We start from the raw sequence: 13,486 nt of genomic DNA, 5'->3' as shown, positions 1-13,486 counted from the left end.
GGACCCATCGCATGAACAAGCCCATCCGACGGGTGTCCGTCTTCTGCATGCTGCTCGTCCTGGCCCTGATGGCCCGCGCCAACTGGCTGCAGGGCGTCAAGGCGACGGCGCTCGCCAACGACAAGTACAACAAGCGCGTGCAGTACGACCGCTACGCGCACCCCCGCGGGAACATCTTCCTGGCCAACGGCCGGCCGATGACGAAGTCGACCTTCGTCAACGGCCTGCGCTTCAAGTACAAGCAGGACTGGACGAACGGCGAGATGTACGCGCCGGTCACCGGCTTCTCCTCGCAGACGCAGAAGAACACCCAGATCGAGGCGCTGGAGGACGACTTCCTCTCCGGCAAGGACGACCGGCTCTTCTTCCGCAACACGCTGGACATGCTCACGGGCAAGCCCAAGCAGGGCGGCAACGTCGTCACCACCATCGACGAGAAGGCCCAGAAGGCCGCCTTCAACGCCCTCAAGGGCAAGAAGGGCGCCGCGGTCGCCCTCGACCCGACCACCGGCGCCGTCCTGGCCCTGGTGAGCACGCCGTCCTACGACCCGGGGACGTTCGCCGGCCAGGACAGCAGCGCCTACCAGAAGTACCTGGACGACCCGGACAAGCCCATGCTCAACCGGGCGCTCCGGGAGACCTACCCGCCCGGCTCGACCTTCAAGATCGTGACCGCCGCGGCGATGTTCGAGAACCGCGTCTACAACAACCCGGACGACCGGACGAACACCCCGGCCCGGTACCTCCTGCCCAACACGCAGCAGGTGCTCCCGAACGAGTCCAAGTTCGAGCCGTGCACCAACGCGACCGTGCTGGTCGCGATGGAGTACTCCTGCAACACCGTCTTCGCCAAGATCGGCGACGAGGTGGGCAAGGACAAGCTCGCCGCGCAGGCCGAGAAGCTTGGCTTCAACAACCCCAAGGTCGACATCCCCGTCCGGGCGGCCGAGAGCGTCTTCCCCCGTGACTCCGACCGCCCCGGCACCGCGCTGGACGCCATCGGCCAGCACAACACCCGCGTCACCCCGCTCCAGATGGCCATGGTCGCCTCCGCCGTCGCCAACAACGGCTCGCTCATGCAGCCGTACATGGTCGACAAGGAGCAGGCCCCCGACCTGACCACCATCTCCCAGACCAAGCCGAAGGAGATGAGCCGCGCCTTCAGCCCGGAGACGGCCCAGAAGCTCCAGACGCTGATGCAGGGCGTGGTGGAGAGCCCGGGCGGCACCGGCAGGGCCGCGCAGATCCCCGGCGTCACGGTCGGCGGCAAGACCGGTACGGCCCAGCACGGAGAGAACAACAAGGACCTCCCCTACGCCTGGTTCATCTCCTACGCCAAGAGCGGCGACACCCCCAAGGTCGCCGTCGCCGTGGTCGTGGAGAGCAGCGAGGGCGACAACCGCGCCGGCATCGCCGGCGGCAAGCTCGCGGCGCCGGTGGCGAAGGCCGTCATGGAGGCCGTCCTCGGCAAGTGACCCATTCCTCACCCGGCCCCCGCAGGCCGCCCCGCCGGACCGCAGCGTTCCCGGGCCGACCTGCGGGGATCGCCGTTCCCGGGGGATGGGGACACCCGGTGGACGGCTGATACCGGTCTGGTATCGGGTGGTGCTGGAGGCGGGCTTGCGCTGCCGGGACCGGTAGCGTATCCGCAAGCAGCGGTCTGTCTGCGGGCCGGTTCCGTGCCCTACGGGCGCGGGGAGCCGGGCCGCGGGGCCCAACGTCACATCCTCATGCACCGGTGAGGGAGAGGGCTGGGAGCTATGGAAGAGCCGCGTCGCCTCGGCGGCCGGTACGAGCTGGGCGCCGTGCTGGGTCGCGGCGGCATGGCCGAGGTCTACCTCGGCCACGACATCCGGCTCGGCCGCACCGTCGCCGTGAAGACGCTGCGGGCCGACATGGCCCGTGACCCGTCGTTCCAGGCCCGGTTCCGCCGCGAGGCCCAGTCGGCAGCGTCCCTGAACCACCCGTCGATCGTCGCCGTGTACGACACCGGCGAGGACTACCTCGACGGGATCTCCATCCCGTACATCGTCATGGAGTACGTCGACGGCTCGACCCTGCGCGAGCTGCTGCACTCCGGGCGCCGGCTGCTGCCGGAGCGCGCCCTGGAGATGACCATCGGCATCCTCCAGGCGCTGGAGTACTCGCACCGCAACGGGATCGTCCACCGCGACATCAAGCCGGCGAACGTCATGCTGACGCGCAACGGCACCGTCAAGGTCATGGACTTCGGCATCGCCCGCGCCATGGGCGACCAGGGCATGACCATGACCCAGACCGCGGCGGTCATCGGCACGGCCCAGTACCTCTCGCCCGAGCAGGCCAAGGGCGAGCAGGTCGACGCCCGCTCCGACCTGTACTCCACGGGCTGCCTGATCTACGAGCTGCTGGCGCTGCGGCCGCCCTTCGTGGGCGACTCGCCGGTCGCCGTGGCGTACCAGCACGTGCGGGAGGAGCCGCAGCCCCCGTCGGCCTTCGACCCGGAGGTGCGGCCCGAGGTCGACGCCATCGTGCTGAAGGCCCTCGCCAAGGACCGCGACTACCGCTACCAGAGCGCCGACGAGATGCGCGACGACATCGAGCGCTTCCTCGACGGCCTGCCCGTCGCCGCGGCCCAGCAGGTCGCCGCGTTCGGCATGGGCGGGTACGACGGCGGCTACGGCGGCGACCAGTACGGCGGCCAGGCCACCGCGGCCCTCCCCCAGCAGAACGGCAGCATGGCCGGCACCACGGTGCTCCCGCCGGTCGGCGGTCAGGGCGGCCCCGGGGACGACGGCGGCTACGGCGGCCGGGCCGGCGCCCGCCGCGGGCAGCAGCAGCGGAACAACACCTCGTGGATCGTGCTCGCCATCGCGGCGGTGCTCGTCCTGGTGGGCTCGTTCTTCATCGCCCAGGCGCTCTTCGGCGACAGCGGCGGGAAGAAGGCGGACCCCAAGGTCCCCAGCCTGATCGGCCAGTCGGTCGCCGAGGCCGAGAACACCCTGCGGAACGACGGCAACGGATTCACGATCACCCAGGGCGAGAAGGTGCCCTGCGCCGAGGACATCGCCCCCAAGGGCAAGATCTGCACGCAGGACCAGGCGGTCGGCACCACGCTCGCCAAGAACGGCAGCATCACCGTCCACGTCTCCACCGGGCCCGAGCAGGGCGAGGTCCCGGACCTCGGCGGCCTCACCCAGGAGCAGGCGCAGCAGAAGCTGCAGGACGAGGGCTTCCAGATCGGCAACGTGAACCAGCAGGAGACCGACAAGCAGAGCGAGCAGGGCACCGTCCTCAAGCAGCAGCCGGGCCCGGGCAGGAAGGCCCAGAAGAACTCCAAGGTCGACATCGTCGTCGGCAAGGCGCCGGAGCAGGTGACCATCCCCTCGGTCATCGGCCAGCCCTTCGACCAGGCCGCAGCGGCGCTGCAGGGGATGGGCGTCAAGGTCGAGCGCAACGACGTCGAGTCGGCGGACAAGCCAGCGGGCACGGTGCTGAACCAGAACCCCGGCGCCGGCTCGGTCCCCAAGAACTCCGTGGTCGTCCTGGACGTGGCGAAGGCCCCGGCCACGGTGGCGATGCCCCCGGTCACCAACGGCACCCTGAACCAGGCGATCGAAAGACTGGGGGCGGCCGGACTGACGAACTACCGCGTCGACGGTCCCGGTGACGGCAACGGCATCGTGACGAACCAGAGCGTCCCCGTCGGCACCCAGATCCCCAAGAACCAGGAGATCGTGCTGACGGTCCAGCCGAGCAACCCGGGCGGCAACAACGGCGGTGGCGGCGGCAACCCCGGCGGCATCGGCGGGATCCTCGGGGGCAACACCGGCGGCGGCTGATCCGGACCTGCGCGCGTCTGACGCGGGGGCTGTGGACGAGTCGTCCACAGCCCCCGCGGCGTTCCCCCGGGTCCGCCGCCGCTCAGCGGTGGCGGCGGCAGCGGGGGCACCGGTCCGGCGTGGACCTCCGGGACCAGAGCGTGCACAGGGTGTCCAGGCGGCTGCGGACCTCCCGCAGGGCGGTGTCCATGCGGGCGATGCGGCAGCTCATCGCCCCGATGATCCGGGCGTGGGACCGCAGGTGCCGTTCCACGGCCTGCTCGGCGGCCTGCTCGGCGGCCCGGCGGGCGGTCTCTGCGACGTACGCGTCCAGCGCCGACGAGGGCCGGGCGGGCTCGGTGAGGTCCAGCAGGTGGGTCCGCACCTGACGGGCGACCTCGCTGTCCCGCAGCAGCATCGCGACGTTGAGCACGGCCCGGCGGGGGAAGAGGGCGAGACCGCGTCCCGGCACGGAGCTAAGGTCCGTCGTGGACCCTAGGTATCGGCGCAGCTCAACGCCTTGCAGCATCTGGTAGCCGTTGCTGCGCAGCTCCTCGCGGTGACGCTTCACGATGCTCTTCACCGCCTCCTCGCCCACCTCGAAGTAGTCGGCGACGAGGCGGGTCGTGAGGTGGACGCCGTCGGGCAGGAGACGGAGGGCCTTGACCCGGTCGAGGGCTTGGGTCCATCCGGTGAGGCTGTCGCGCATGGTGCGCGACTCCAGGATCACGGCTTGCCGGTTGACGGGTCGCGGGTGCATCGGTCCCCCTCGGGGTGGTCCGGGTCGGTGGTCGGGCTGGGGTTCGGCCGGTGTCCGGCGGTCAGCGGCAGGGCAGGGCGAAGCGGGTGCGGCGGAGCCGGTTGCCGCCGGCGGGGGCGAGCAGGCTGCGGACGCGGGCGGCGCCCTCGGCGGCGATCTGGGCGGCGGGCCGGTCCGGGCCGGGCACAACGGCGGGCGCGGCGTGCGGGGGTGCGGCGCAGGGGCGGCAGAGGCCGGGGCGGGGGACGGGCACGCCGCACTCGGCGCACTCGTGGCGGACGGGCGGTGGAGGGGCGTCCACCGGCGGCGGGGGCAGTTTGCGCTCCAGCCGGGACCTCACCAGGGCGGCGGCGGAGTGGACCACGGCGGGCAGGCCGGACAGCAGCGCCAGGCGCAGGTCGCCGAGGGTGGCGCCGCGCTCCAGCCACAGGGCGGCCAGCGGTGCCAGCCGCAGGACCTCCGCGACGCCGAGGCGCAGGCGGGGTTCGTCCTCGACGGCCCGGAGCAGCATACGGGCGGCCCTGGCGGCGGGCGGGACCTCCTCCGGGCCGGTGCCGGTCGCGAGGGCGACGTCGGGGACGTCCGCATCGGCGGCGGCCTCCGGAGGGGCCGCCGCACCCGCCGGTGGCACCACGGCCGGTGGCGCCATGGCCGGCGCGGTCGCGGCCGGCGGCGCGGCCGGCGGTCGGGGAGGGAGGGTCTTCTTCCCACCTCCGGTGTGATCCCCCTTGGGGGAAGTGCCGACCGCCCGGCCCGCCGCCGACCCGGCTGCCGGGATCCGGCGGGTCGGGGACGCCCGGCGGGCCGCACGCGCCGCCCTCCCGGCGGGACCGCCGCCCTCCCGGCCGGCGCCGGGCGACCCGGGGCCGGGCGCACCGCTGCCGCCGCCGGAGCCGTCCCCACCGCCGTCCCCACCGCCGTCCCCACCGCCGTCCCCGGTGCCGTCCCCACCGCCGTCCCCACCGCCGTCCCCGGTGCCGTCGGCGGCGGCCCAGGCGGCGGCGATGTCGCCGGGTTCGTGCAGGGGCACGCTGGAGACGAGGGTGTCGGTGGCCCAGGTGCCGGTGCGAGGGTCCTGGCGGCGGCGGACGTGGAGGAAGCCCTCGTCGATGAGCTGGCGGCGCGCGGTGGCGACGGCGCTGCGGCCCTCGGGGATGCGGGAGGCGAGGGTCTGGAAGGTCTCGCGGGTGCCCGGGGGCAGCGAGAGGGCCATCAGGAGCAGCTTGGTGGCCGTCCCGTTGAGGCGCGGGTGCCGGACGATGTCGTGGGGGGCCTGAAGATAGCGGGCAGGCCGGATAAAGTGGAGGTGCATCGGAGGTGTTTCTCCTGGTGCCGGGCCCCGGGGTGTTGGCGCACCGCCGGGGTCATCCCTGTCTTCGACTGTGGGGTACTTCTCGAACTCCCCAACGGCCGTTCCGGGCTCCGGGTCACGTCTCCGGCGCAGCGCACGGTTGCCCGTGGGGGCGTGTGTCCGCGCCCGCGCGCCGATCGAGGAGGGCCGACAGCCGCTCAGCGCAGCTCGGCGGGCGGGGTGCGCCGGGCGTCGACGGGCACGGTGCGCACCAGGCTCCCCCAGACGGCCATGCGGTAGCGCGAGGTGTAGACCGGCGTGCAGGTGGTGAGCGTGATGTACCGGCCGGGCCGGGTGAAGCCGGACTCCTTCGGCACGGGCGCGATCACGCCGGTGTCCTCCTTGGAGGTCTGCGGCAGGACCGCGTCGACGCGGTAGACGTACCAGGTGTCGGAGGTCTCCACGACCACCGGGTCGCCCTTGTGCAGCCGGTCGAGGTTGTGGAACCTGGCGCCGTGGCCGTCGCGGTGGGCGGCGAGCGCGAAGTTGCCGGTCCGCTCCCACGGCATCGCCGCCGCGTAGGGCCTGCGGTACACGCCGGCCACGCCCTGGTTCAGGACGTCGGTCCCGGTGCCCATCCGGATCAGCACGGTGGAGTCCGCGCCCAGCGCGGGGACGTGCAGGAAGCCCACCGCGTCGCCGACGGCGAAGGAGCGGGGGTGGCGGGGGGCGGTGTCGCCGGTGGCGGGGCGGTGGGTCCACTGGTCGCGCAGGCGGTGCGCCAGGGAGTCGGCCTGACGGTCCGCCAGGACGTTGGTCCACCACAGCGAGTACGCCACGAAGAGGCCGAGCAGCACGCCGAAGGTGATGAGGAGTTCGCCGAGGACCGACACCGCCGCCGCGACCCGGCCGCCGCGGACGGGTCCGCCCGGGTCCCCCTGCCGCCGCCCGCCCCGCCGCCCGCGCTCCTGCGCGTACCCCTGCCGCCGTCCCGCCACTGCCCCTCCGCGCGTCCGGGAGCTACGAGCCCACCAGGGCGTCAGGCTTGCCCTTGCTTCTCGGCCGCTCCTCGACCATCTTGCCCCAGACGATCAGGCGGTAGGTGGACGTGAACTCGGGTGTGCAGGTCGTCAGCGTGATGTACCTCCCCGGACGGGTGAATCCGGAGCCGACCGGAACCGGCTGGATGACGCTGACGTTGGAGGGCGGGGTCTGCGGCAGGGCGCTGGTGATCGCGTAGACGTAGTAGGTGCGGGCGGTCTCGACCACGACCTTGTCGCCGACGGCCAGGCGGTTGATGTAGCGGAACGGTTCGCCGTGGGTGTTGCGGTGGGCGGCGAGCGCGAAGTTGCCGGCCTTCGCCCACGGCATCGCGGACTTCAGCACGCCCGTGTAGTGCCCGACCATGCCCTTGTCGAGGACCGCGTGCTTGTCGGTGCCCTCGGCGATGGGGGCCTTCACGTCGAGCTTGGGGATCCAGAGGATGGCGAAGCCCTGGCCCGGGGCGAAGGCGCCCGGGTCGCGCGGGTCGTCGGGGTCCCGGGAGCCGCCGGGCGGGCCGGCCGCCCACTGCTTCTCCAGGCTGTCGGCGGCGCCGTCGGCGGCCTCGTGGGCGCGGACGTTGGTCCACCAGAGCTGGTACGAGACGAAGAGCAGCAGCAGGACGCCGAGGGTGACGCAGAGCTCGCCGACGGCGCGGACGACCTTGACGCCCAGCGGTTCGCGGCCCCGGGCGGCGCCCGGCCGGCGTCCGGCCCGGCCCGCGGCGGGTCCGCCGCCCTGCGGGGCGGCGGCCCGGCCGCCCCGGCCGCGGGACTGCGCCCGGGCCGCCCGGCGGCGCTCGGCGCGGCCGCCCGTGGGCGGGGCGGCGGCCGGACCGGGGGACGGCGGGACCGGGGGCAGCCGCAGCTGCAGGGTGTCGTCGGGTCCGCCCTCCGGCAGAGGACCGGTCCGCGGCGCACCGGGCTGCGACGCGTCGGCCCGGGGCGCACCGGCCCGGGGCGCACCGGCCCGGTGGGGGCCGGTCGGCGCGGCGGCGGGCAGCCGCAGCTGCACGGTGTCGTCGGGTCCGGCCGGTGCGCCCCCGGGAGGCTCGGGGAGGGTGCGCAGGCGGACGGTGTCGTCCGCGCGCGCCCCCTCCCGGGGCGGCGCCTCCCCGGGCCCCTGGTGGGCCTCCCGGCGCCCCGGCCGGACCGCGGTCATGTCGGTCAGCCCCGGCCGATCACCGGCGCCAGCCCGGCGGAGCGGGCGACCGCCTCCGCGTCGCCGCACTGCGCCAGCCAGTTGGCGAGCATGCGGTGCCCGTGCTCGGTGAGCACCGACTCCGGGTGGAACTGGACGCCCTCCACCGGAGCGTCGCGGTGGCGCAGGCCCATGATGACGCCGCTCTCCGTCCAGGAGGTGGGCTCCAGCACGTCGGGCACGGTGTCCTGCTCGACGGCGAGCGAGTGGTAGCGGGTGGCGGTGAACGGCGAGGGCAGCCCGGCGAAGACCCCGGCGCCCTCGTGCAGCACCTGCGAGGTCTTGCCGTGCAGCAGCTCGGGCGCGCGGCCGACGACGGCGCCGTAGGCGACCGCGATGGACTGCAGGCCGAGGCAGACGCCGAAGACGGGCAGGCCGGCGGCGGCGCAGTGGTGCACCATGTCGATGCAGACGCCGGCCTCCTCGGGCGTGCCGGGCCCCGGGGAGAGCAGCACGCCGTCGAAGCCCCGGTCGCCGTCGCGGCGGACGGCGTGGTCGACCGTCACCTCGTCGTTGCGGACCACCTCGCAGGTGGCGCCGAGCTGGTAGAGGTACTGGACCAGGTTGAAGACGAAGCTGTCGTAGTTGTCGACGACGAGGATCCGCGCGGTCATGCCTGTGCTGCTCCGGGGGTCGGGACGCGGTGGGGGACGGTTCCGGTGACGGCCGAGGGGGCGGCCGCGCCGTTGAGGTCCGTCCCGCCGCCGCGCGGGGCGGGGCTGGGGCTGCCACCGGGTTGTACGGCGGAGGGGCCGCCGTCGTTCACGGTGACGTCGCCGAAGGGGAGCAGCGGTTCCGCCCAGGGGAAGACGTACTGGAAGAGGAGGTAGACGACGCCGAGCAGCATGAGTGCCGCGAGAAGCGCCCTGACCGGGACGCTGCCCGGCAGCCGCCGCCAGATCCAGCCGTACATGGCGCTCCTTCCCGCTCCCTGGGGGCAAGCCTACGGGCAGGAGCGGCAGCCCGGGGGCGGAGTGGGCCCACGGGGCCGGGTGTCCGCGACCGGCCCGGCGGGGAGCCGGCAGGGGCGCCTGCGGGGCCGGGACCGAGGCCGGCTACGGGACGGCGCGGGCGTACCTGAGGTCGACGGTGCCGTTGTAGCCGGGGAGGGTCATGGACCGGTTCTGGTCGACCTTCCAGCCGAGGCCGTAGGCGTTGACGTACTGGAGGTAGTTGCTGATGTACGGGTCGGCGTCGACGGCGGCCCGCAGGGCGGTGGTGTCGCCGACGGCGCGCACCACGTAGGGCGGGGAGTAGACGCGGCCCTGCAGGATGAGCGTGTTGCCCACGCAGCGGACCGCGCTGGTGGCGATGAGCCGCTGGTCCATGACCTGCACGCCCTTGGCGCCGCCGCGCCAGAGGGCGTTCACGACGGCCTGGATGTCCTGCTGGTGGATGACGAGGTCGTTGGGGCCGGGCTCGGGGACGCCGGGGATGCGGGCGGTGGCGCCCGGCGGGGCGTCGTTGAGGGTGACGGCGAGGCCGGGGCCCTTCAGCGGGTCGAGGCCCGCGGCGCGCTCCAGGGCGGCGAGGCGCCGGACGTCGGCCGGGTCCTGGCCCTGCTGCTCGGCGAGGCCGTCGACATGCTGCTGGAGGGCGGCGACCTGGTGCTGGGTCTGCTGGTTCTGGCCGCTCTTCTCCCTTATGACGTCGGTGAGGCGCAGCAGGGAGTCGTCGGTGCGGAGGTTGGTGCCGCGGGCGGTGAGGGCGCTGACGCAGAAGAGGAGTCCGGCGAGGGCGAAGACGGCGCAGGTGAGGACACGTCCGACAATCCGGGCGGCGGGGCCGCGGCGGGTGGACGGGAGCGGGGGAATCCCGGATTCTGGCACCGTACCCTTGTCTCCTTCCGACCCTGCGAGCCACTACGCTAACGGACGCCGGTGGCGTGCGGGACTGCATGGGACCGCGTTCCGCAGCTCCGGCTGCCGTCAGCATCCCGCGCGGTCGTGCAGCGCATCGACAGGAGAGTCCCTCGTGCCGAAGTCTCGTCTCCGCAAGAAGTCCGACTACACCCCGCCGCCCACAGGTGCCGCGACGGTCAAGCTGGATTCCGGCCGGGGCTGGGTCGCGCCGCTGATGCTGGCGCTCTTCCTGGTGGGCCTGGCCTGGATCGTCGTCTACTACGTGACGAGTGCGAAGTGGCCCGTGGAGGGCTGGCACAATTGGAACATCCTGGTGGGCTTCGGTTTCATCGCGGCGGGATTCGGCGTCTCCACCCAGTGGAAGTGAGACGCTCCCTCCCCCCCGTGAACCGGTGAACGGCGGCCGCAGTTCCTGCGGCCGCCGTTCCGTGTCCGTTCCGCGTGCGCCGCGCGCCCTTTCGGCCGCGGCCCGTCACGTTCCGGGGATTGCGGCCCGGGCTTGTCCACACCGTTATCCACATGGGGAAAAGGTCTGACTTTCTGTGGATAACTTGACAGTCCATACTTCCCCCGTCCGGTCGATTGACCATGAACACGCAGGTGGACGCGGGTAGAGCCGGTTCTGTGGATAACGAGGGTGAATCTGTGCACCCTCACCCGTTGATGAGCGCCGTCCCCAGCACGACCAGTCCCAGCGCCACCAGGACCATCGCGGCCACCGAGACGGCCTGCGCCGTGGTGCGGCCCGAGGCGGGCCCGCGCATCATCCCCGCCCCCATCACGGCGCCGGCGACCAGGCCGCCCACGTGGGCCCGCCAGTCGATGCCGGACATGGAGAACGTCAGCACCAGGTTGACCGCCACCAGGGCCACGATCGGGCCCAGGGAGTAGCCGCTCACCCGGTGCAGCACCACCGTGGCGCCGAGCAGTCCGAAGATCGCCCCGGACGCGCCCAGCGAACTCCCGTCGGCCCCCGCGACCGCGAAGGAGAGGGCGCTGCCGACCAGGCCGGACACCACGTAGAGCACGACGAACCGCAGCCGCCCGAGGGCCTGCTCCAGCTGGGGGCCGATCCACCACAGCGACAGCATGTTGAGCCCGATGTGCCACCAGTTCCAGTGCAGGAAGACGGCGGTCACCAGCCGGTACCACTGGTCCGGTCCGTAGGCCACGCCCACGCCCCGGACGGGGTCCCTGCCGACCAGGACCAGCTGCTCCAGCAGGGAGGGGCCGACCAGCTGCACCAGCAGGTAGACGGCCACGTTGATGCCGATCAGCACCTTGGTGACCAGCGCCGGGTCCCCGGCCAGGCGCCCGCCGTAGCGCGTCCGTGCCTCGCGCACCCCCTGGTTGCCCTCGCGCACGCAGTCCCGGCACTGGAAGCCCACCGAGGCCCCGACCATGCAGAGCGGGCAGACCGGCCGGCCGCAGCGCGTGCAGGTGACCCCGGTCTCGTGGTCCGGGTGCCGGTGGCAGCGGAGCAGTCCCGGCGTCCGCGGGGGCGCCGCGGACTGCGGGGGCGCCGCGGGCAGGGGCGGCACGGCGGAGTGCGGGGCCGGACCGGGCGGGTGCGGCGGGACTCCGGGGCGGGGCGGCCGGCCCTGCGGCCGGGCCTCGGGAGTGCGGCCTTCGTCGGGGAGCATCGCGGGCTTCCTCCTCAGTGGTACCGCCTCCATGGTGCCGCCTCCATGGTGCCGGTCCGGAGGGCGGCCCGCCCGTGGGACACCGGGCCCCGGCGGGATCCCGCCGGGGCCCGGTGCGCGTGGCGCGTGCTCAGCGGCGGGTGATCTTCACGGACTCGATCACCACGTCGTCCAGCGGGCGGTCGCCCGGACGGGTCGGCACGGTGGCGATCGTGTCGACGACCTTCCGGCTCTCCTCGTCCGCGACCTCGCCGAAGATGGTGTGCTTGCGGGTCAGCCAGGTGGTCGGGGCCACCGTCACGAAGAACTGGGACCCGTTGGTGCCCGGACCGGCGTTCGCCATGGCGAGCAGGTAGGGGCGGTCGAAGGAGAGCTCCGGGTGGAACTCGTCGGCGAAGCGGTAGCCCGGGCCGCCCGTGCCGGTGCCCAGCGGGTCACCGCCCTGGATCATGAAGCCCGAGATGACGCGGTGGAACACCGTGCCGTCGTACAGGGGGGACTTGGACTCCTGCCCGGTGCGCGGGTCGGTCCACGTGCGGGTTCCCTCGGCCAGCTCGACGAAGTTCGCCACCGTCTTGGGGGCGTGGTTCGGGAAGAGCTTGATCACGATGTCGCCGCGGTTGGTCTTCAGGGTGGCGAACAGTTCCTCGGCCACGATGTGCCTTCCTACGTACGTCACTGACAGAGGAATCCTCGCACGTCCGGTGGCCCCGGGTGGCGCGCGCCCGGCCCCGGGCCCCCGGCGTCCCGCACCCGCCGCACCCGCCGCGCCCCGGACTCGGCGCATACGGACCATTCCGGCATGCCGAGGGCCCCCTCCGGGGGGATGCTCGCGGAGGGGCCCGCCGCAGGCATGATCCAGGGGGTTGGTGGACAGGCGCCGGGTGGAGAACACGGAGGAGGAGGATCTCGTGACCCGCTTGGACGCAGCGCGTGATGCTGCCGGAAGGACCCGGGACACCCTGGCGCCGTACGCGGCGACCGCCAAGGACACCGCTGCGCACTACGCGGAAGAGGCCCGCCAGCGGCTGGCCCCCCGGATCGAGGCGCTCGCGCCCAAGGTGGAGGCCGCGGCGGCACAGGCCGCCGCCCAGGCCCGCGACGCGGCGGTGTCCACGTACGTGCAGCACGTGGCGCCGCGCGTGGAGCAGGCCCGGGCCGGAGTGCCCCCGCAGCTGGAGGACGCCGCCGTGCGCGCGGGCCGGATGACCCGGGAGACCGCCGCCACCGCCCGGGACGCGGCCGTGGCCGCGGGCCGCCAGGCCCGGGCGACCGCCGTGCCCGCCGTCGCCGGCGTCGTCGGGGAGGCCAGGATCGCGGCCGCCCCGGTGGCCCGCGAGGCGCAGACCCGGGGCGCCGCGGCCCTCGCCGCACTGCGCGGCCAGGTGACGGCCGCCGAGATCGAGAAGCTGGCCCGGAAGCACGCCCGCCGCGAGCGGCGCGGACGCGCCGTGCGGCGGCTGTTCCTCCTCGGCCTGCTGGCGGGCGGCGGCGTCGCGGCCTGGAAGTGGTGGCGGCGGCAGAACAGCCCCGAGTGGCTGGTCGAGCCCCCGCTGGAGGCGGAGGTGTCCGGCGACGGGGCCCTCGCCGCCGACCAGGTCCGGGCGGTCTCGCCGACCGGAAAGGCGGCCGCGGAGGCCGCCACCCGGGACAACATCGCCGAGGCGGCCGCCCGCGGCGACGCCCTGGACGGGGCCGCGCCACTGGACCCGGAGGTGCAGGCCAAGGAGGACGAGAGCAGGGACGGGCACCCGGAGTCCTGACCGGACACGCCCCGGAGGGGCGGTGGTGCGAGCGGGGCGGGGGGGCCCCCCGGGGGGGGGGGGCCCCCCCCCCCCCCCCCCCCCGCCCCCCGGGGCCCCGCGGGCCCCCCCCCCCCCCCCGGGCGC

The 13,486-nt window shown here is 74.0% G+C and carries 13 protein-coding genes; 4 read left to right on the top strand and 9 right to left on the bottom strand.

Annotated elements, in window-relative coordinates:
- The first annotated feature begins 11 nt into the window (after positions 1-11).
- Both ACFY07_RS09875 and pknB read left to right on the top strand, forming a co-directional pair.
- Positions 12-1,475 (top strand): peptidoglycan D,D-transpeptidase FtsI family protein, encoded by a 1,464-nt coding sequence (locus ACFY07_RS09875; RefSeq protein WP_390868187.1) that lies wholly within the window; start codon positions 12-14, stop codon positions 1,473-1,475.
- Between the two features lie 285 nt (positions 1,476-1,760).
- Positions 1,761-3,821: a Stk1 family PASTA domain-containing Ser/Thr kinase gene (gene pknB / locus ACFY07_RS09870; protein ID WP_390868186.1), complete on the top strand. Its 2,061-nt coding sequence runs from the start codon at positions 1,761-1,763 to the stop codon at positions 3,819-3,821.
- Between the two features lie 82 nt (positions 3,822-3,903).
- Here the strand turns inward: pknB and ACFY07_RS09865 are convergent, their stop codons facing one another.
- The 7 genes from ACFY07_RS09865 to ACFY07_RS09835 all read right to left on the bottom strand — a co-directional run bounded on the left by ACFY07_RS09865 (position 3,904) and on the right by ACFY07_RS09835 (position 9,906).
- On the bottom strand, positions 3,904-4,560 hold the full coding sequence (locus tag ACFY07_RS09865) for a hypothetical protein (RefSeq protein WP_390868185.1): 657 nt from the start codon (positions 4,558-4,560) through the stop codon (positions 3,904-3,906).
- Positions 4,561-4,621: 61 nt separating this feature from the next.
- A complete protein-coding gene (locus ACFY07_RS09860; protein ID WP_390868184.1) occupies positions 4,622-5,872 on the bottom strand; it encodes a hypothetical protein in 1,251 nt (416 codons plus the stop codon).
- Positions 5,873-6,069: 197 nt separating this feature from the next.
- Positions 6,070-6,849 (bottom strand): class E sortase, encoded by a 780-nt coding sequence (locus ACFY07_RS09855; RefSeq protein WP_390868183.1) that lies wholly within the window; start codon positions 6,847-6,849, stop codon positions 6,070-6,072.
- A 22-nt stretch (positions 6,850-6,871) separates the two neighbouring features.
- The gene (locus tag ACFY07_RS09850) at positions 6,872-8,053 is read right to left on the bottom strand and encodes a class E sortase (protein WP_390868182.1); all 1,182 of its coding nucleotides are present in this window, start codon (positions 8,051-8,053) and stop codon (positions 6,872-6,874) included.
- 5 nt (positions 8,054-8,058) lie between these two features.
- Entirely contained in the window at positions 8,059-8,706 is a 648-nt protein-coding gene (locus tag ACFY07_RS09845; RefSeq protein ID WP_390868181.1) for an aminodeoxychorismate/anthranilate synthase component II, read from the bottom strand.
- A complete protein-coding gene (locus ACFY07_RS09840) occupies positions 8,703-9,005 on the bottom strand; it encodes a hypothetical protein (protein WP_390868310.1) in 303 nt (100 codons plus the stop codon). Before ACFY07_RS09840 ends, ACFY07_RS09845 begins: the two co-directional genes overlap by 4 nt.
- A 142-nt stretch (positions 9,006-9,147) precedes the next feature.
- Positions 9,148-9,906, bottom strand: a complete 759-nt coding sequence (locus ACFY07_RS09835; RefSeq protein ID WP_390868304.1) for a DUF881 domain-containing protein — start codon at positions 9,904-9,906, stop codon at positions 9,148-9,150.
- 160 nt (positions 9,907-10,066) lie between these two features.
- On the opposite strand from ACFY07_RS09835, the gene crgA reads away from it, so the two are divergent.
- Positions 10,067-10,321, top strand: a complete 255-nt coding sequence (gene crgA / locus ACFY07_RS09830) for a cell division protein CrgA (RefSeq protein ID WP_390868180.1) — start codon at positions 10,067-10,069, stop codon at positions 10,319-10,321.
- A gap of 286 nt (positions 10,322-10,607) precedes the next feature.
- On the opposite strand, the gene ACFY07_RS09825 is transcribed toward crgA, so the two are convergent.
- Positions 10,608-11,597, bottom strand: a complete 990-nt coding sequence (locus ACFY07_RS09825; RefSeq protein WP_390868179.1) for a rhomboid family intramembrane serine protease — start codon at positions 11,595-11,597, stop codon at positions 10,608-10,610.
- Positions 11,598-11,727: 130 nt separating this feature from the next.
- Positions 11,728-12,252 carry a peptidylprolyl isomerase gene (locus ACFY07_RS09820; protein WP_390868178.1) on the bottom strand — a complete coding sequence of 175 codons (525 nt, stop codon included), beginning with the start codon at positions 12,250-12,252 and terminating at the stop codon, positions 11,728-11,730.
- Between the two features lie 256 nt (positions 12,253-12,508).
- On the opposite strand from ACFY07_RS09820, the gene ACFY07_RS09815 reads away from it, so the two are divergent.
- Positions 12,509-13,360 carry a DUF5324 family protein gene (locus ACFY07_RS09815; protein ID WP_390868177.1) on the top strand — a complete coding sequence of 284 codons (852 nt, stop codon included), beginning with the start codon at positions 12,509-12,511 and terminating at the stop codon, positions 13,358-13,360.
- Positions 13,361-13,486 lie beyond the last annotated feature (126 nt).

The sequence above is a fragment of the Streptomyces sp. NPDC001380 genome, from assembly GCF_042895785.1.
Taxonomy (GTDB): Bacteria; Actinomycetota; Actinomycetes; order Streptomycetales; family Streptomycetaceae; genus Peterkaempfera.
The sequence above is the reverse complement of the archived record's forward strand: the minus strand, read 5'-3'. Positions and strand labels throughout refer to the sequence as shown.

Coding starts and splice junctions, on each gene's coding strand:
- ACFY07_RS09860 (WP_390868184.1), bottom strand. CDS start 5,872: ATGCACCTCCACTTTATCCGGCCTGCCCGCTATCTTCAGGCCCCCCAC.
- ACFY07_RS09825 (WP_390868179.1), bottom strand. CDS start 11,597: ATGCTCCCCGACGAAGGCCGCACTCCCGAGGCCCGGCCGCAGGGCCGG.
- ACFY07_RS09865 (WP_390868185.1), bottom strand. CDS start 4,560: ATGCACCCGCGACCCGTCAACCGGCAAGCCGTGATCCTGGAGTCGCGC.
- ACFY07_RS09875 (WP_390868187.1), top strand. CDS start 12: ATGAACAAGCCCATCCGACGGGTGTCCGTCTTCTGCATGCTGCTCGTC.
- ACFY07_RS09850 (WP_390868182.1), bottom strand. CDS start 8,053: ATGACCGCGGTCCGGCCGGGGCGCCGGGAGGCCCACCAGGGGCCCGGG.
- pknB (WP_390868186.1), top strand. CDS start 1,761: ATGGAAGAGCCGCGTCGCCTCGGCGGCCGGTACGAGCTGGGCGCCGTG.
- ACFY07_RS09845 (WP_390868181.1), bottom strand. CDS start 8,706: ATGACCGCGCGGATCCTCGTCGTCGACAACTACGACAGCTTCGTCTTC.
- ACFY07_RS09840 (WP_390868310.1), bottom strand. CDS start 9,005: ATGTACGGCTGGATCTGGCGGCGGCTGCCGGGCAGCGTCCCGGTCAGG.